General features: G+C 74.2%; 12 protein-coding genes and 1 pseudogene. 8 read left to right on the top strand and 5 right to left on the bottom strand.

Annotation, left to right across the window (positions count from 1 at the left end):
* Positions 1–49 precede the first annotated feature (49 nt).
* Positions 50–1,597: a phytoene desaturase family protein gene (locus KG102_RS05900; RefSeq protein ID WP_208289281.1), complete on the bottom strand. Its 1,548-nt coding sequence runs from the start codon at positions 1,595–1,597 to the stop codon at positions 50–52.
* Between the two features lie 84 nt (positions 1,598–1,681).
* Between KG102_RS05900 and pepN the strand changes: the two genes are divergently transcribed.
* Positions 1,682–4,282, top strand: coding sequence for an aminopeptidase N (gene pepN / locus KG102_RS05895; RefSeq protein ID WP_208289282.1), 2,601 nt, complete (start codon positions 1,682–1,684; stop codon positions 4,280–4,282).
* A gap of 103 nt (positions 4,283–4,385) precedes the next feature.
* Here pepN and KG102_RS05890 read toward each other — a convergent pair whose 3' ends face one another.
* The gene (locus tag KG102_RS05890) at positions 4,386–4,886 is read right to left on the bottom strand and encodes a P-loop NTPase family protein (RefSeq protein WP_249667489.1); all 501 of its coding nucleotides are present in this window, start codon (positions 4,884–4,886) and stop codon (positions 4,386–4,388) included.
* A 32-nt stretch (positions 4,887–4,918) separates the two neighbouring features.
* Positions 4,919–7,051, bottom strand: coding sequence for a 4-alpha-glucanotransferase (gene malQ / locus KG102_RS05885; RefSeq protein ID WP_249667488.1), 2,133 nt, complete (start codon positions 7,049–7,051; stop codon positions 4,919–4,921).
* A 100-nt stretch (positions 7,052–7,151) separates the two neighbouring features.
* Here malQ and KG102_RS05880 point away from each other — a divergent pair, with 100 nt between their 5' ends.
* Together KG102_RS05880 and KG102_RS05875 are read left to right on the top strand one after the other, a co-directional pair.
* The gene (locus tag KG102_RS05880; RefSeq protein ID WP_208289285.1) at positions 7,152–9,293 is read left to right on the top strand and encodes a prolyl oligopeptidase family serine peptidase; all 2,142 of its coding nucleotides are present in this window, start codon (positions 7,152–7,154) and stop codon (positions 9,291–9,293) included.
* On the top strand, positions 9,290–10,513 hold the full coding sequence (locus KG102_RS05875; protein ID WP_208289286.1) for a mechanosensitive ion channel family protein: 1,224 nt from the start codon (positions 9,290–9,292) through the stop codon (positions 10,511–10,513). The genes KG102_RS05880 and KG102_RS05875 overlap by 4 nt, the downstream gene beginning before the upstream one ends.
* Before the next feature lie 19 nt (positions 10,514–10,532).
* Here KG102_RS05875 and KG102_RS05870 read toward each other — a convergent pair.
* A pseudogene (locus tag KG102_RS05870) lies at positions 10,533–10,775 on the bottom strand (glucose PTS transporter subunit EIIB); the annotation flags it as partial.
* 146 nt (positions 10,776–10,921) lie between these two features.
* On the opposite strand from KG102_RS05870, the gene ptsP reads away from it, so the two are divergent.
* The 5 genes from ptsP to KG102_RS05845 all read left to right on the top strand — a co-directional run bounded on the left by ptsP (position 10,922) and on the right by KG102_RS05845 (position 16,677).
* Complete coding sequence (gene ptsP, locus KG102_RS05865) at positions 10,922–12,622, top strand: phosphoenolpyruvate--protein phosphotransferase (RefSeq protein WP_208289287.1); 1,701 nt, start codon at positions 10,922–10,924, stop codon at positions 12,620–12,622.
* Between the two features lie 22 nt (positions 12,623–12,644).
* Positions 12,645–13,028, top strand: coding sequence for a globin (locus KG102_RS05860; RefSeq protein ID WP_208289288.1), 384 nt, complete (start codon positions 12,645–12,647; stop codon positions 13,026–13,028).
* Positions 13,029–13,106: 78 nt separating this feature from the next.
* The gene (locus KG102_RS05855) at positions 13,107–13,976 is read left to right on the top strand and encodes an acyl-CoA thioesterase (protein WP_208289289.1); all 870 of its coding nucleotides are present in this window, start codon (positions 13,107–13,109) and stop codon (positions 13,974–13,976) included.
* Between the two features lie 43 nt (positions 13,977–14,019).
* Positions 14,020–15,015 carry a DNA topoisomerase IB gene (locus KG102_RS05850; protein WP_208214060.1) on the top strand — a complete coding sequence of 332 codons (996 nt, stop codon included), beginning with the start codon at positions 14,020–14,022 and terminating at the stop codon, positions 15,013–15,015.
* A gap of 39 nt (positions 15,016–15,054) precedes the next feature.
* The gene (locus tag KG102_RS05845; RefSeq protein ID WP_208289290.1) at positions 15,055–16,677 is read left to right on the top strand and encodes an SDR family oxidoreductase; all 1,623 of its coding nucleotides are present in this window, start codon (positions 15,055–15,057) and stop codon (positions 16,675–16,677) included.
* Here KG102_RS05845 and KG102_RS05840 read toward each other — a convergent pair.
* On the bottom strand, positions 16,655–17,149 hold the full coding sequence (locus KG102_RS05840; protein ID WP_208289291.1) for an acyl-CoA thioesterase: 495 nt from the start codon (positions 17,147–17,149) through the stop codon (positions 16,655–16,657). The two genes, KG102_RS05845 and KG102_RS05840, sit on opposite strands and share 23 nt — an antisense overlap.
* Position 17,150: the final 1 nt, after the last annotated feature.

Genomic DNA, 17,150 nt, shown 5'->3' with positions numbered 1-17,150 from the left:
CGGTGCCTGACCCAACCATTCTCCGGCACCGCGGCATTCCCGCAGGTCGTCACGTCGTGCTGAGCACCGCCAGCGCGGCCGCGCGCCCCGGGATGCCGCTCACGCCGCCGCCCCGACGCGCTCCGGCACCGGCGACCAGCACCCGCGGGTCCGCGGTCTCGACGCCCCAGGTGCCGACCTCGTCGTCGTGCTCCGCCCAGGGCCACGCCAGGTCCCGGTGGAAGATGTGCCCGCCGGGCAGGCCGACGTCCGCCTCCAGGTCGACGGGGCTGCGGACCTCCAGGCACGGCGCACCGGTCGCGTCGCGCGCGAGGCAGTCCTCGAGCGGCTCCGCCAGGACGCTGTCGAGCGACCGCAGCGTGGCGCCGAGCGCGCGCTCGCGAGCGCCGTCCGGGTCGGCGGCGAACAGGCGGGCGGGCATGTGCAGGCCGAACGCCGTGAGCGTGTGGTGCCCGCTCGCGCGCAGGTCGGGGCCGAGGATCGAGTCGTCGGTGAGCGAGTGGCAGTAGGTCTCGACCGGTGGCACGTCCGGGACCCGGCCGACGGCGGCCTGCCGGTAGGCGGCCTCGAGCTCGGTGGCGGACTCGTGCACGTGCAGCGTCCCGGCGAACGCCGTGCGCGGGTCGACCCCCGACCGCAGCCGGGGCAGCCGCGTGAGCAGCATGTTCAGCTTGAGCTGCGCGCCCTCGGGCGCCTGTCCCGGGGCGCGGCCGAGCAACCGGTCGAGGACGGCGGGCGCGCAGGCCGCGAGCACGTGGCGGGCGCCGACCGCGTGCTGCCCTCCCTCGGCGTCCGTCCACCCGACCTCCGCGGCGGTCGTCGCCGAGCCGGGCACGATCGTGGTGACGTCGGCCGACGTCACGATGCGGGTGCCGCCGGCGCGGGCCGCGGCCTCGAGCGCCCCGGCGAGCGCGCCCATCCCCCCGACGGGTACGTCCCAGTCGCCGGTCCCTCCCCCGACCACGTGGTAGAGGAAGCACCGGTTGGCACGGCCGCCCGGTTCGTGGACGCTCGCGAAGGTGCCGATGAGGGCGTCGGTCAGCACGATCCCGCGCACCAGGTCCGACGTGAACGTCGCCTCGACCACCTCACCGACGGGTCGCTCGACCAGGTCGCGCCAGTCGTCGTGGCCCAGCAGCCGTCGGGCGTCCGCGGTCGACATCAGGGGCTCGGTCATCGTCGGGAAGAGCCGCGCGGCCAGCAACCCGGTCCGCGCGCCGAACGCCCGCCACGCGGCGACGTCGGCACCGGCTCCCACGTCGGCGAACGACGCCGCGGTCGCCGCGTCGTCCCCCGTGTCCACGACCAGTGCCCGGCCCCCCGGGGCGGGCGTGCAGGAGGAGATCCGCCGGCGGCGCAGGTCGACGCGCAGCCCCAGCTCGTCGCGCACCTGGCGCGGCAGCAACGAGACGAGGTAGGAGTAGCGCGAGACCCGGGCGTCGACCCCGTCGAACGCCCGCGCCGACACGGTGGCTCCGCCCACGTGGTCCGCGCGCTCGAGCAGGAGCACCGACCGTCCGGCGCGGCTCAGGTAGGCCGCGGCGGTGAGGCCGTTGTGGCCGCCGCCGACGATGACGGCGTCGTAGGTCGCCTGCACGGCACGACCCTAGGGCGCGGGCGCCTGCGTGCGATGATCAACCCGGCCAAGAGCCGTGCCGATCGCGTCCCAAGGAGTACCTGCGTGCCTGGAGAGAACCTCACCCGTGCAGAGGCGCGCGAGCGCGCCGGTGTCGTGCGTACCGAGTCGTACGACGTCACCCTCGACCTCACCACTGGTCCCACCACCTTCTCGTCGCGCACCGTCGCGCGATTCGGGGCGACCGCGGGTGCGAGCACGTTCATCGACCTCATCGCCCCCACCGTCCACGAGGTCACCCTCAACGGGCGCGCGCTGGATATCGCCGACGTCGTCGCCGACTCCCGGATCCGGCTGGACGACCTCGCCGACAGCAACGAGCTCGTCGTCGTCGCGGACGCGGCGTACATGAACACCGGCGAGGGCCTGCACCGGTTCGTCGACCCCGTGGACGACGAGGTCTACCTGTACTCCCAGTTCGAGGTGGCCGACTCCCGGCGCGTGTTCGCCGTGTTCGAGCAGCCCGACCTCAAGGCCTCCTTCACGTTCACGGTGACCGCTCCCGCCCACTGGACCGTGGTGTCCAACTACCCGCAGGTGGGGATGCCCGCCGTCGTGGAGGGCGGTACCAACCGCAACGGCGGCGCCGACAAGGGCACCGCGACCTGGACGTTCGAGACCACGCCGCGCATCTCGTCGTACATCACGGCGATCATCGCGGGCCCGTACCACGCGGAGCACCGCGAGCTGACGAGCCAGGACGGGCGCACCATCCCGCTGGGCGTCTACTGCCGCGGGTCGCTGGCCGAGCACCTGGACACCGACAACATCGTCGACATCACCCGCGCCGGGTTCGACTTCTACGAGCGCGCGTTCGGCGTCGCGTACCCGTTCGCCAAGTACGACCAGCTGTTCGTCCCCGAGTTCAACGCGGGGGCCATGGAGAACGCCGGCGCGGTGACGTTCCTCGAGTCCTACGTCTTCCGCTCCAAGGTCCCCGAGGCCACCATCGAGCGCCGCGCCGTGACGATCCTGCACGAGCTGGCGCACATGTGGTTCGGCGACCTGGTGACCATGCGCTGGTGGGACGACCTGTGGCTGAACGAGTCGTTCGCCGAGTACATGTCGACGCTGGCGACCGCGCAGGCCACCCGCTGGACCAGCGCGTGGACGACGTTCTCGTCGCTGGAGAAGAACTGGGCCTACCGCCAGGACCAGCTGCCCTCCACGCACCCGATCGTGGCGGACATGCGGGACCTGCAGGACGTCGAGGTGAACTTCGACGGCATCACCTACGCCAAGGGCGCGAGCGTGCTCAAGCAGCTGGTGTCGTGGGTGGGGCAGGACGAGTTCTTCGCCGGGGTGCGCTCCTACTTCGCCAAGCACGCCTGGGGCAACACAGAGCTGCGCGACTTCCTCACCGAGCTCGAGGCCACCAGCGGCCGGGACCTGTCCGCGTGGTCGGCCCTCTGGCTGGAGCAGGCCGGCGTCACGCTGCTGCGCCCGGAGATCGAGGTCGACGGCGACGGCGTGATCACGTCGTTCGCGGTGCTGCAGGAGGTGCCGGCCGACTACCCCGTGCAGCGCCCGCACCGCCTCGCGATCGGCGGCTACGACCTCGACGCGGCCACCGGACGACTGGTCCGGACGGTCCACGTGGAGCTGGACATCGACGGTGCGCGCACCGAGGTGCCCGCGCTCGTCGGCGTGCGGCGTCCGGCGCTCGTGCTGGTCAACGACGACGACCTCGCCTACGCCAAGGTGCGCCTGGACGAGCAGTCGCTGGCCGCGTCGATCGACCTGCTCGGGTCGTTCGACGACTCGCTGCCGCGCACGCTGGTGTGGACCGCCGCCTGGGACGCCACCCGCGACGGCGAGACTCCGGCGCGCGACTTCGTCGACCTGGTGCTCAACAACATCGCGCACGAGACCGACTCGTCCGTGGTGCTCGTGCTGCTGCGTCAGCTGTCCACCGCGCTCGACCTGTACGTGGCGCCCGAGCACCGGTCCGCGACGGAGATCGCCGCGGCCGACCGGCTGCTGGCGCTCGCCCGGGCGGCCGAGGCCGGATCCGACACGCAGCTGCAGCTGGTCAAGGTGTTCGCCGGCCGTGCCGCGACGACCGAGCAGCTCGACGCCGTGCGCGATCTGCTGGACGGTCACGCGACGCTGGAGGGGCTGTCGATCGACACCGACCTGCGCTGGGAGCTGCTCACCTCGCTGGTCACCGGCGGCCGCGCGGGCGAGCCCGACATCGCCGCGCAGCTGGCCGACGACGCCACCGCGACGGGTCAGCGCGCCGCGGCCGCCGCACGCGCGGCCGTGCCGACCGCCGAGGCCAAGGCGGCCGCATGGGCGGCCGTCGTCGAGGAGGACGGGCTGCCGAACGCGCTGCAGGCGGCGACGATCGCGGGCTTCGGCCGGGTGCACGACCGCGCCCTGCTGGTGCCGTTCGTGGCGCCCTACTTCGCGGGCCTGGAGCGCGTCTGGGAGGACAAGACCAACGAGATGGCGCAGAACATCGTCGTCGGCCTGTACCCGACCGAGCTGGCTGACGACGCGTCGGTCGACGTGCTCGGGGCCACCGACGCGTGGCTCGACGGCCACCCGGACGCCTCGCCGGCGCTGCGCAGGCTGGTGCTGGAGTCACGCGACGGGGTGCGCCGCGCGCTGGCCGCCCAGCAGGCGGACGCCCGCCGCGCCTGAGCGCCGCCGACCGGACAGGCCCGCATCCCTCGGGGGGTGCGGGCCTGTCGCGTGCCCGACAGCCCGAAGACCTGGTCGCGCCTGGTAGGACCAGGTCTTCGGACTAGAGGCCGGCCAGCCAGCGGCGCGCCTCGCGCGGGCTGCGCAGGCGGATCACCGGCACGGACGCGGACTCGGCGAACGCCTGCCACGTGCGCCGGTACTCGGAGTGCTGGGTCCACGACCACAGGACGATGTTCTCGTCGGGTTCGCGGCGCAGCAGGCTGCGCAGGTCCTCCCGGTTGCCGTGCCAGAGCTCGGTGCGCAGGAGCCCGCGCCGCAGCGTCCGGCGGATCACCCGCGGCATGACCGTCCGCCGGGGGAAGTCGAGCCACACGACCGCGTCGGCATCGCCGAGCAGGCCGTCGAGCTGGCTGGTCCAGTTCCCGTCGGTCACCCAGGCGCCGCCCGCGGTGCGCTCGCGCAGGATCGACCGCGCCTCGTCGGGGTCCCGCTTGGTCCAGCCCGCGTCCCAGAAGACGGCGTCGAGCTCGACGTGCGGGACGCCCAGCGCCGCGGCGAGGCGGCTCGCGAAGGTCGTCTTGCCGGACCCGGAGTTGCCCACCACCCGGACGCGACGGGGCGCGAGCCCGCCCATCAGCTGTTGAGCACGGCCGCCAGGGAGCGCAGGCGCTGGTTGGTGAACAGGTCCTCGACCAGCACCACCCGCCCCGAGCTGTCCGCCAGCGGCACCTTCCAGTTCGGGTACTCCTGGTCCGTCCCCGGCTGGTTCTGCGCGCGCCGCTCCCCCACCGCGTCCGCCAGCGACACGCCGACCAGCGCCGACGGCGTGGCCATCACGTACCGGTGCAGCGCCTCGACGATCTCGCGCTCCGACGGGTCGTCGCCGACCAGACCACGGTCCCGCAGCACGCCGAGCATCTCGTCGCGCTCCGCCTGCGCGGCGGCCCGGACCACGTGGACCGGGTCGCTGAGCAGGCCCAGCCGCTCCCGGATCGCCACGTGCTCACCGGCGAGGTACCCCGCGGTGGGCGGCAGGTCGTGCGTCGTGACCGTCGCGAGCACGAGCTCGCGGTACTGCTCGGGCGGGAGCGGCGCGCCGTGCATGTCGCGCTCGAACCAGAGCACCGACGTGCCGAGGATGCCCCGCTCGGACAGGTAGTCGCGCACCCAGGGCTCGACGACCCCGAGGTCCTCGCCGATGACGACGGCACCGGCCCGGTGCGCCTCGAGCGCCAGGATGCCGACGAGCGCCTCGTGGTCGTACCGCACGTACGCGCCGTCCGCGGGGCTGGCGCCCTCGGGGATCCACCACAACCGGAACAGCCCGATGACGTGGTCGATGCGGATGGCACCCGCGTGCCGCAGCACCGTGCGGAGCATGTCCCGGTACGGCCGGTAGGCGGCGCGGGCCAGGGCGTCGGGACGCCACGGCGGCTGCGACCAGTCCTGCCCCTGCTGGTTGTACATGTCCGGGGGCGCACCAACGCTCGCCCCGCGGGCGAGCACGTCCCCGAGCGACCAGACGTCCGCACCCTCGGGGTGCACCCCCACCGCCAGGTCGTGCATGATCCCGAGCGCCATGCCGCCCTCGAGCGCCTCGCGCTGGGCGGCGGCGAGCTGCTCGTCGGCCACCCACTGCAGCCACAGGTGGAACTCGACGCGGTCCGCCAGCTCCACCCGCAGGTCGGCGACCAGCGCCGACGAGGGGTCGAGGGCGGCGTCCGGCCACTGCGGCGCGCCGTCGTACTTCTCCGCGAGCGCGCACCACAGCGCGAACGTCTCCAGCCCGCTGCCCTCCTGCGCGACGAACGCGTCGAAGGAGGCCTGCCGCGCAGCCGACCGCGGTGCCGCGAACACCACCTCGAGCGCCGCCCGCTTGGCGGTCCAGGCCGCGTCGCGGTCGATAGGTCCGGCGTCGTCGTCGCTCGCCAGCACCGGCTCGGCCGCCCACTCGACGAGGGTGCGGTCCGCGGACGACAGGTACCCGGCCTCCCGGACGTCCTCGACGCGGATGTACAGCGGGTTCACGAACCGGCGCGTGGTCGGCAGGTACGGGGACGGAGTCAGGGGCACGGTCGGCTCGGCCGCGTGCAACGGGTTGATGAGCAGGAAGTCGGCGCCGAGCTCGCGGCCCGCCAGCCAGGCGATCTCCGCGAGGTCGGCCAGGTCCCCGACGCCCCACGACGCGCGCGACCGCACCGAGTAGAGCTGCGCCATGAGCCCCCACGCCCGGCGCTCGCGCAGGGCGTGCGGCAGGTCGAGCCGCGACGGCGTGACCACGAGCGGGCTGTGCGCGCTCGCGCTCGGACCCTCGACGACCACCTCGTGCCAGCCCAGCGGCAGGTCCGTCGGCAGGGTGAAGGTGGCGCGCCCCACCAGGCGCCCGTCGACCGTGCGCGGCTCGACGGGGACGTCGGCCTGGGTGATCTGACGCCGGCCACCGCCCACCTCGGGGTCGAGCTCGACCCACATCGTGACGGGGTCGCCGTGCGTCACGTGCACGGGCACGTGGGCGTGGCGCCCCTCGCGCACGACGAGCACGGGGGGCAGGACGTGGCGCCACGGCATGTCCTCGACGTGGGCGATGGCCAGCTGGACCCGCTCGGGGGACGACGCGTCGACGCCGAGCGCCTTGAGGACGCCCTGCAGCGTGGCCGCCGAGGCACGGCGGTTCTGCCCGTGGAAGTCCCAGTGATCCGGGACCACCCCGTAGGCCCCGGCGAGGCGTAGCAGGTCGTCGGACGCGGTACCAGGATCGTCTTTCACAGACCGATCCTGCCAGAGGCTCCCGCCCGTACGCAGGACGAACGCTCCCGACTGCGTCACTCGCACGCCCTGCTCGGCTCGCGTCGTAGCCTTGCGGACCATGACCGCACCCGCTCTGCGCACGTACCCGTCCGCCCCCCGGCGCGACCTCGTCGAGGACCTGCACGGGCACCTCGTCGCCGACCCGTTCCGCGACCTGGAGGACGCGTCGTCCGAGCCGACCGAGGCGTGGTCGGCCGCACAGGACGACCTGTACGCGCAGTACCGCGAGCAGCTCCACGCCACCGGCGCGTTCGCCACCGACGTCCTGACGGACCGGCTGCGCTCGCTGCTCGGCGCGGGGTTCGTGAGCCCGCCGGCCTGGCGCGGCGAGCGCCGGTTCTTCTCCCGACGCTCCGGCGACCAGGAGCACGCGGTGGTCGTCGTGGCCGAGGGCGGCACGGAACGCGTCCTGCTGGACCCGATCGTCCTCGACCCCGCCGGCACCACCACGCTCGACTCGTGGCAGCCGTCCAAGGAGGGCCACCTGGTGGCCTACCAGGTGTCGTCCGGCGGCACCGAGGAGAGCGTGCTGCACGTCCTGGACGTGGCGACCGGCGAGCTGGTGGACGGGCCGATCGACCGCGCGCGGTACTCCCCCGTCGCGTGGCTGCCGGGCGGCGACGCGTTCTACTACGTCCGCCGGCTGCCCCCGGAGACGCTCCCCGAGGACGAGACGCAGTACCACCGCCGGGTCTGGCTGCACCGGCTGGGCACGCCCGCCACGGAGGACGTCGAGGTCTTCGGCGCCGGGCTCGACCACACGAGCTACTACGGCGTGTCCGTCTCCCGGGACGGGCGCTGGCTCATCGTGTCGGCGTCCGCGGGGACCGCTCCGCGCACCGACGTCTGGATCGCCGACCTCGCGGCCTCCCCCGCCGAGGCGCCGTGGTTCGTGGAGGTCGCCGTCGGGCTCGATGCGCAGACCGGGGCCTGGGTGGCCCGCGACGGTCGGCTGTACGTGCACACCGACCTCGACGCGCCCCGCGGGCGGCTCGCAGTCACCGACCCCACCGAGCCCGGCGTCGAGCACTGGACGACGCTGCTGGCGCAGGACCCGACGGCCGTGCTGGAGGACGTCGCGTTCATCGACGGCGGCGGGGACGACACGACCCCGACGCAGCTCCTCGCCTCCTGGCGTCGCCACGCGGTGTCCGAGGTCAGCGTGCACGACCCGCGCACCGGCGAGCGTCGACCGCAGACGGTCACCCTGCCCGGGCTGGGCTCCATCTCGGGCCTCGCCACGCGTCCCGACGGCGGTCCCGAGGTCTGGTTCTCCTACACCGACCACACCACGCCGACCAGCGTGCAGCGCTACGACGCCCGCACCGGCCTGACCACGCAGTGGGCGGCGCCTCCCGGCCTGGTGGCCGACCTGCCCGACGTCCGCGCCCAGCAGATCGAGGTGACCAGCGCGGACGGCACCACGGTGCGCGCGTTCGTCGTCGCGCGGACGGACGCCCTCGACGCCGACGGTCGCCCGCTGGCCCCGGCACCGACGATCCTCTACGGGTACGGCGGGTTCCAGATCTCCCTCGACCCCGCGTTCTCCGCGACCACCCTCGCCTGGGTGGAGGCGGGCGGCGTGTACGTCGTCGCCAACCTGCGCGGTGGCGGCGAGGAGGGCGAGGACTGGCACCGCGCCGGCATGCGGGCGCACAAGCAGAACGTGTTCGAGGACTTCCACGCGGTCGGCGAGCACCTCGTCGCGCAGGGCTGGACGACGCCGGACCGGCTCGCGTGCTGGGGCGGGTCCAACGGCGGCCTGCTCGTCGGCGCGGCCCTCACCCAGCGGCCCGACCTGTTCGCCGCCGTCGTCTGCTCCGCCCCGCTGCTCGACATGGTCCGCTACCAGCGGTTCGGCCTCGGGGTCACGTGGACCGAGGAGTACGGCGACGCCGACGACCCCACCGAGCTCGGCTGGCTGCTCGGCTACTCGCCGTACCACCGGGTGGTCGACGGCACCGCGTACCCGGCGACGCTGTTCACGGTCTTCGAGGGCGACACGCGCGTGGACCCGCTGCACGCCCGCAAGCTCGCCGCGGCCCTGCAGGCGGCGACCAGCAGCGACCGGCCCGTCCTGGTCCGCCGCGAGCGCGGCGTCGGCCACGGCGGACGGGCGCTGTCCCGCACGATCGGGCTCATCGTCGAGCAGCTCCAGTTCGTCGCGGAGCGGACGGGCCTGGCCGGGAGCGCGGCATGAGCGCCGTCCTGGCGACGACGCCGAGCCCGAGCCCCGAGGTCCTCGGCCCGAAGGACAAGACGTCCATGGAGTCGTGGGTCGACTGGTTCGTCGGCCTGCCGCTGAAGATCATCATCATCGTCGTGATCAGCAGCATCGTGCTCGTGGTGCTGCGCCGGAGCATCCGCGGCATCACCAACCACATCGCCGAGGGGACCTCGCTGGTCGACCGCGGCATCCTGCGGCCGATCGCGGGCACCGAGGTGGGCTCCGTGCTGGCCAAGGCCAACCCCCTGTCCAACGCCCGCCGGGCGCAGCGCGCGCGCACGCTCGGGTCGGTGCTGCGCTCCACCTCGACGATCGTCGTCGGAGGCATCGCGTTCCTGCTGATCCTGGCCGAGCTCGGCGTCAACCTGGCACCGTTCATCGCCTCGGCCGGGGTGGTCGGCGTGGCGCTCGGCTTCGGGGCACAGAGCCTGGTCAAGGACTTCCTCAGCGGCCTGTTCATGCTGCTGGAGGACCAGTACGGCGTCGGTGACGTGGTGGACGTGGGGCCGGCGAACGGCACCGTCGAGGCCGTCACGCTGCGCATCACCAAGATCCGCGACTCCGACGGCACCCTCTGGTACGTCCCGAACGGGACCATGCTGCGCGTCGGCAACAAGACCCAGGGCTGGGCGACGGCGGTCGTCGAGATCGACGTCGACTACTTCGCCGACATCGACGAGGTCCGCGCCCTGCTCGCCGAGGCCGCGGCCCGCGTGGTCAAGGACCCCGTGATCGGCGCCCACGTGCTCGGCGAGCCCACCATCACCGGCATCGAGCGCCTGAGCGCGGACGCCGTCACCCTGCGCCTCAAGGTCAAGACGTCACCCGCCATGCAGTGGGAGGTCGCCCGCGAGCTGCGCACCGCCACGCGGGACGTGCTCGGGCGCGCCGACGTGCCGCTCGCCGGGCAGCGCGACCTGATGGCCACGCTGCGCTCGGCGAAGGCGGGCACGCCGGGGCAGCCCGGCGACCAGGTCGGCGACGAGTCCGCGGACCGGTCTGCGGACCGGTCAGGGGACCAGGCCGACGATCACACCGAGGACCGTCCCCGAGACCCGCACGACACCCCGGTGCACGACGTCGTCGCCCAGCGCGACGCCCGGGTCGCGGCGGGCGAGGAGCCTGCCGCCGGCGAGGAGCCTGCGCCCGCAGCGGAGCCGCCCTCGAGCGACGCGCGCGCGCCCCGCGGGTGAGCGAGCCGAGCCCGGGCGGTCAGCGCAGGCGCTCGAGCTCGGCCGCGAGGTGGTCCGCCTCGGGTCCGACGATCACCTGGACGATGCGGCCGGACCGCACCACCCCGAACGCACCGCTGGCCTTGAGTGCCACCTCGTCGACCAGGTGGGCGTCACCCACCTCGACGCGGAGCCGGGTGATGCACGGCTCGAGGTCGACGACGTTGGTGTCGCCGCCCAGCGCTGCGAGGATCTGCTCAGCCTTGCTCATGGAACTCCCCCGCTCGTCCGACGCGGTCTGCGCCTGACCAAGCCTAACCCTGAGATGCCTCTCACACCGGGCGCCGACCGGCGCCCTCGCGTGTCCGGGTCGACTGTGCGGACGCCGAGGACCACACTGCCGGGAGGTCGACGAGGAGGTCCCGTCCGATGAATCCGGCGCACGTGCCGTCCCCCACCGTCATCACCGGGATCGGGGTGAGCCCGGGCCGCGTCGTCGCGCCCGCCGTGCTCATGCCGGGACCGGTCCCCGAGCCGCCCGCGGGCCGACGCCTCCCGCCCGGCACCGACTACGCCGCGGCCGCCACCCGGATCTCGGCGGCGTCCGAGGTGGTCCGTGCGGCGCTGGACGCAGCCGCCGACCAGGCCCAGGGCGACAGCGCCGACCTCCTGCGGACCACCGCGGCGATCGCGGCCGACCCCATGCTGGTCGCCGACGCGGAGCGGCGGGTCGTGGACGACCGGCTGGTCCCGGAGCGTGCCGTCTGGGAGGCCGCCGCCGCGGTCTCCGCCCAGTTCGAGGCGCTCGGGGGCTACTTCGCGGAGCGCACCCGGGACATCGCCGACGTCCGCGACCGGCTCGTGGCGGAGCTGACCGGCCGCCCGGCGCCCGGTGTGCCGGTGCACGAGACCCCGTTCGTGCTGGTCGCGCAGGACCTGGCGCCGGCGCTGGTCGCGACGCTGGACGCCGACCGCGTGCGCGCCATCGTCACGGGGGCGGGTGGGCCCACGTCGCACACCGCGATCCTCGCCCGTTCCCGCGGCATCCCGGCCGTCGTCGCGGCGCGGGGCGCGGACGCCGCGGTGCAGGCCGAGGGACTCGTGCTCGTGGACGGCTCCGCCGGGACCGTGACGATCGACCCGACGCCCGAGCAGGTGGCCGCGGCCCTGGCGCTCGCCGCACAGGTCCGCACGTTCGACGGGCACGGCCACACCGCCGACGGTCACCACGTGGAGCTGCTGGCCAACGTGGGCGACCCCGCCGACGCCGCGCCGGCCGCCGCCGCGGGCGCCGAGGGGGTCGGCCTGTTCCGGACCGAGTTCGCCTTCCTCGACCGCGAGGAGGCGCCGAGCATCGCCGAGCAGGTCGCCGCCTACCGCCGGGTGCTGGCCGCCTTCCCCGGTCGCAAGGTCGTCGTCCGCACGCTGGACGCGGGGGCCGACAAGCCGATGCCCTTCCTCGCCGGCGACCCGGAGGCCAACCCGGCGCTCGGCGTGCGCGGGCTGCGCACCGCAGCCCGGCAGCCCGACGTGCTCGCCGACCAGCTGACGGCGATCGCCCAGGCGGCGGCCACCGAGACCGCGCAGGTCTGGGTCATGGCGCCGATGGTGTCCACCGTCGACGAGACCCAGGACTTCGTCGCGGCGTGCGCGGCGCACGGGCTGCCCGTCGCGGGCGTGATGATCGAGGTGCCGAGCGCGGCGCTCCTGGCGGGCCCGATCCTGGCGCACGCCGCGTTCGCGAGCATCGGAACCAACGACCTCACGCAGTACACGATGGCGGCCGACCGCCTGCTCGGAGCCGTCGCGGAGCTGTCCGACCCCTGGCAGCCGGCGGTGCTGCAGCTCGTCGCGGCCACCTGCGCGGGCGGCGCCCAGCAGGACCGGCCGGTCGGGGTCTGCGGGGAGGCGGCGGCCGACCCGGCGCTCGCGGTCGTGCTGGTCGGTCTCGGGGTGTCGTCGCTGTCCATGACGCCGCGCGCGCTGCCCGACGTCGCCGCGCTGCTGGCCGCCACTCCCCTGGCCGAGTGCCGCAGGCTGGCCCAGCTCGCCGTGTCCTGCTCCACCGCGGCCGATGCGCGCGCCGCCGTGCGCGCCGGGCTGCCGGTGCTGGCGGACCTGGGCCTGTGAGCAGCCGTGTGAGGATGACTGCGTGAGATCCGACTCCTTCTACGCGGCGATCGGCGGGCACGAGACCTTCGTCGCCCTGGTCGACGAGTTCTACCGCGGCGTCGCCGGCGACCCCGTCCTCAAACCCATGTACCCGGAGGAGGACCTGGGGCCCGCCGCCGAGCGGCTCACGCTGTTCCTCGAGCAGTACTGGGGCGGGCCCACCACCTACTCCGACGCGCGCGGGCACCCGCGGCTGCGCATGCGTCACGCGCCGTACAAGGTGAACCCGGACGCGCGTGACCGGTGGCTGCTGCACATGCGCGCCGCGGTCGACTCCCTCGACCTCGCCCCGATGCACCGCGCGCAGCTGTGGGACTACCTCGAGCGCGCCGCGCACTCGATGCTCAACACGTTCGACGACTGAGCCGCGACCGACGCTGCGACCGACGTCACGCCGCCTCGACCACGGTCGGCAGGGGTACCTCATGAGACCCTGCAAACCATGACGAACGCGCCCGACCCGATCTCTTCCGTGCTCGGCATCCTCCGGCTCGAGGACGACCCCAGCACCGCGGACCAGTTCACCGGACACAGCCTGCCGCAGCCCGGCGGCCGGGTGTTCGGCGGCCAGGTGCTCGCGCAGGCCCTGCTGGCGGCCGGACGGACCGTACCCGACGACCGCTTCCCGCACTCCCTGCACGGTTACTTCCTGCGCGCCGGAGACGTGCGCGAGCCCATCACCTTCAGCGTCGAGCGACTGCGGGACGGCCGCTCGTTCACCGCCCGTCGCACGCACGCCCTGCAGGGCGGCAAGGCGATCCTGTCGATGATCGCGTCGTTCCAGGAGCAGCAGCCGGGCTTCGACTACGCGGACGACATGCCCTCCGGGATCCCCGGGCCCGACGAGGTGCCGTCGGGTCTGGAGCTGCTCGGTGGCGTCGACCACCCCGTGGCCAAGTTCTGGACGCAGGAGGCGGCCTTCGACGTGCGGCACGTCGAGGGCTCCATCTACGTCCACCCGGCGGAGCAGCCCACCGGGCACCAGGCGGTCTGGTTCCGGTCGCGCGGCGCCCTGCCCGACGACCAGCTCCTGCACCGCGCGCTGCTGGCCTACGCCTGCGACCAGGTCATGCTCGAGCCGATCCTGCGCCGGGCCGGCCGCTCGTGGATGACCGAGGGCCTGTCGATCGCGAGCCTCGACCACGCCATGTGGTGGCACCGCGACGTGCGGGTCGACGACTGGCTCCTGTACGTGCAGTCGACGCCCAGCGCCCAGGGCGGCCGCGGGCTGAGCGCCGCCCGGGTGTTCACCCAGGACGGCACGCTCGTCGCCTCGATCGGCCAGGAGGGCATGGTCCGCTTCCCGGACTGAGGCTCGCCGCGCGTGACGTGGGCTGCCGGGTGAGACTTCCGCCATGGTTCGTCTGCGCCGTGTCCGCATCGACACCCCCGGCTGGTCGCGACGTCGCGCCGGCCGGGGGTTCGTCTACCTCGACGTCGACAAGACCCGCATCGTCGACGAGGAGCACCTGGAGCGGATCACCACGCTGGCCATCCCGCCCGCGTGGCGCGACGTGTGGATCTGCCCGTGGCCCAGCGGCCACATCCAGGCCGCCGGGCTGGACGACGCCGCGCGGCGCCAGTACCTGTACCACCAGCAGTGGACCCTGCGCCGGGGGCGGCTCAAGCACGACCACGTGCTCGACGTCGCCCGCCGCCTGCCCGCGGCCCGCCGCCGCGTCAAGGCGGACCTCGAGCTCGACGGGATGCCCAAGCAGAAGGTGCTGGCCCTCGCGTTCCGGCTCCTCGACCTCGCCTACCTGCGGGTCGGCGGCGAGGGATACGCCCTCCAGCACGGTTCGTACGGGCTCGCGACGCTCCTGCGCTCGCACGTGCGCGTCCTGCCGCCCGAGAACGACGGCGATCCGGGCCGGGTGCACCTGAACTTCCCCGCCAAGTCCGGGCAGGTCCGCGACACCGTCGTCGAGGACGACGTGGTCGCCTCGCTCGTCAGGACCCTCACCCGGCGCCGCGACGACGGCCCGGAGCTGCTCGCCTGGTGCGACGACGCCGGCTGGCACGACGTGACGAGCGCGGACGTGGCGGCGTACGTGAAGCTGCGGCTGGGCCCGGACGCGACGCCGAAGGACTTCCGCACGTGGCACGCGACCGTGCTCGCCGCGCGCGGGCTCGCCGCCGCCGGTCCCCCGCCGGCCTCGGAGCGCGCGCGTCGCCGGGTGCTCACCCAGGTGGTGCGCGACGTCGCCGAGGAGCTGGGGAACACCCCGGCCGTGTGCCGGTCCTCGTACATCGACCCGCGCGTCATCGAATCCTGGGAGCGGGGCCAGACCATCCGCCCCACGCGGTCCCAGGCGGTCGCCGAGAAGTCGACGCTCGCGCTGCTGTCCTGACCGGGTGCGGGCCGGGAACCGGCGGCGCAGACTGCCCAGATGAGTCTGAGCCCGGAGGACCTCGTGCCCGCGCCGGTGGCGGAGACGCTCGCCGGCCTGGTCCCCGGACCGGGAGACGACGGCCGCCCCCGCCCGGACGCACCCCTGGTGGCCGTCACCGGCGTGACCGGCTACGTCGGTGGCCGGCTGGTCCCGGAGCTGCTCGCGGCCGGCTACCGGGTGCGGGCGGTGGCCCGCCACCCCGAGCGGCTGCGCGGGCGGGCGTGGTACGCCGACGTCGAGACCGTCGCGGCTGACGCCGCAGACCCGGAGCAGATCCGCGCCGCGCTCGACGGCGTGCAGGTTGCCTACTACCTGATCCACTCGCTCGGCTCGGGGCGCAGCTTCGAGTCCACCGACCGGCACACCGCGCTCGTGTTCGGTCAGGCGGCGCGCGAGGCCGGCGTCGGGCGCATCGTGTACCTCGGCGGGCTCTACCCGGAGGGCGAGGACCTGTCCCCGCACCTCGCGTCCCGCACGGAGGTCGGCGAGATCCTCCTCGCCTGCGGGGTTCCGACCACCGTGCTGCGAGCCGCGGTCATCCTCGGCTCGGGGTCGGCGTCGTTCGAGATGATGCGCTACCTGACCGAGCGGCTGCCCGCCATGACCGTGCCGCGCTGGGTGGACAACCGCATCCAGCCCATCGCGATCCGCGACGTCCTGCGCTACCTCGTCGGCTCCGCGGCCATGCCCCCCGAGGTCAGCCGCGGGTTCGACATCGGCGGGCCGGACGTCCTGACGTACCGCGAGATGATGCAGCGCTATGCCGACGCGGCGGGCCTCAACCGACGGTTGATCGTCGGGGTCCCGGTGCTGACGCCGAAGCTGTCCAGCCTCTGGGTGTCCCTGGTGACGCCCGTGCCCGGCGGTCTGGCCCGGCCCCTGGTCGAGTCGCTGGTGCACGAGGTGGTGTGCGACGAGCACGACATCGCGCAGTACGTGCCCGACCCGCCCGACGGCCTCATCGGGTTCGACCGCGCCGTCCGCCTGGCGCTGCAGCGGATCCAGGACGCGGCCGTCACCACCCGGTGGTCGTCGGCGGCCGTGCCCGGTGCCCCCAGTGACCCGCTGCCGAGCGACCCCGAGTGGGCCGGGGGCTCGCTGTTCGTCGACGAGCGCCGGGTCACGGTCGATGCCTCCCCGGCGGCGCTCTGGCGGGTGCTCGAGGCGGTCGGCGGCGACAGCGGCTGGTACTCGTGGGCGCTCGCGTGGCGGATCCGCGGGCTGGCCGACCGGTTGGTCGGCGGACCGGGCCTGCGCCGCGGGCGGCGCGACCCCCACCAGCTGCTCGTCGACGACGCCGTCGACTTCTGGCGCGTCGAGGCCATCGAGGAGGGCTCCCTGATCCGGCTGCGCGCCGAGATGCGCGTGCCGGGGCTGGCGTGGCTGGAGCTGCGCGTGGAGCCGTCCGACGAGGCCGGCGGCCCGGACGAGGCACCGACCGTGTTCGCGCAGCGCGCCCTGTTCCACCCCAAGGGCCTGCTCGGCCAGGTCTACTGGTGGTCGGTGTACCCGTTCCACGGGATCGTGTTCGGTGGGATGCAGCGCAACATCGCGCGGGCCGCCGAGACGGCCGAGCGCGCCCGGACCGACCGGCGCGTCAGCGTCTCCGGCGGATCGTGACCGGCTCCTCCAGGTACTGCGACCAGGCGGCGCGCTGCTGGGGGTCGATCCGCCGCGGGGCGCCCGTGCGGGCGTAGACCAGCACCAGCGTGGTCAGCGCCCGCGCGTAGGTGACCCGCTCGGGACCGTCCGGTCCCGCATCCCGCACCTCGTAGCAGACGTCGAGGCTCGCACCGCCGAGATGGCCCAGCCACATCTCGACGATCACCGGGGTCCGCCGGTAGCCGAGCGGCTTGAGGTACTCGATCTCCTGGCGGGCGACGAGCGTGGACACGTCCGCCCCCGGTCCCGCGTCGATGACGGCGGTGGGCCACGCGCTCTCCACCCGGCTGCCGTCGGCCGCCACCGGGTGGCTCCAGAACGCCTCGATCCGGGCCTCCTCGAGCAGCCGCAGCATCTCCACGTTGTTGACGTGCTGGTAGGCGTCCATGTCCGACCAGCGCAGCTGCACGGGCACCTCGAGGCGAGTCATG

This window comes from Cellulomonas fengjieae (genome assembly GCF_018388465.1).
Lineage (GTDB): Bacteria > Actinomycetota > Actinomycetes > Actinomycetales > Cellulomonadaceae > Cellulomonas > Cellulomonas fengjieae.
The sequence above is the reverse complement of the archived record's forward strand: the minus strand, read 5'-3'. Positions and strand labels throughout refer to the sequence as shown.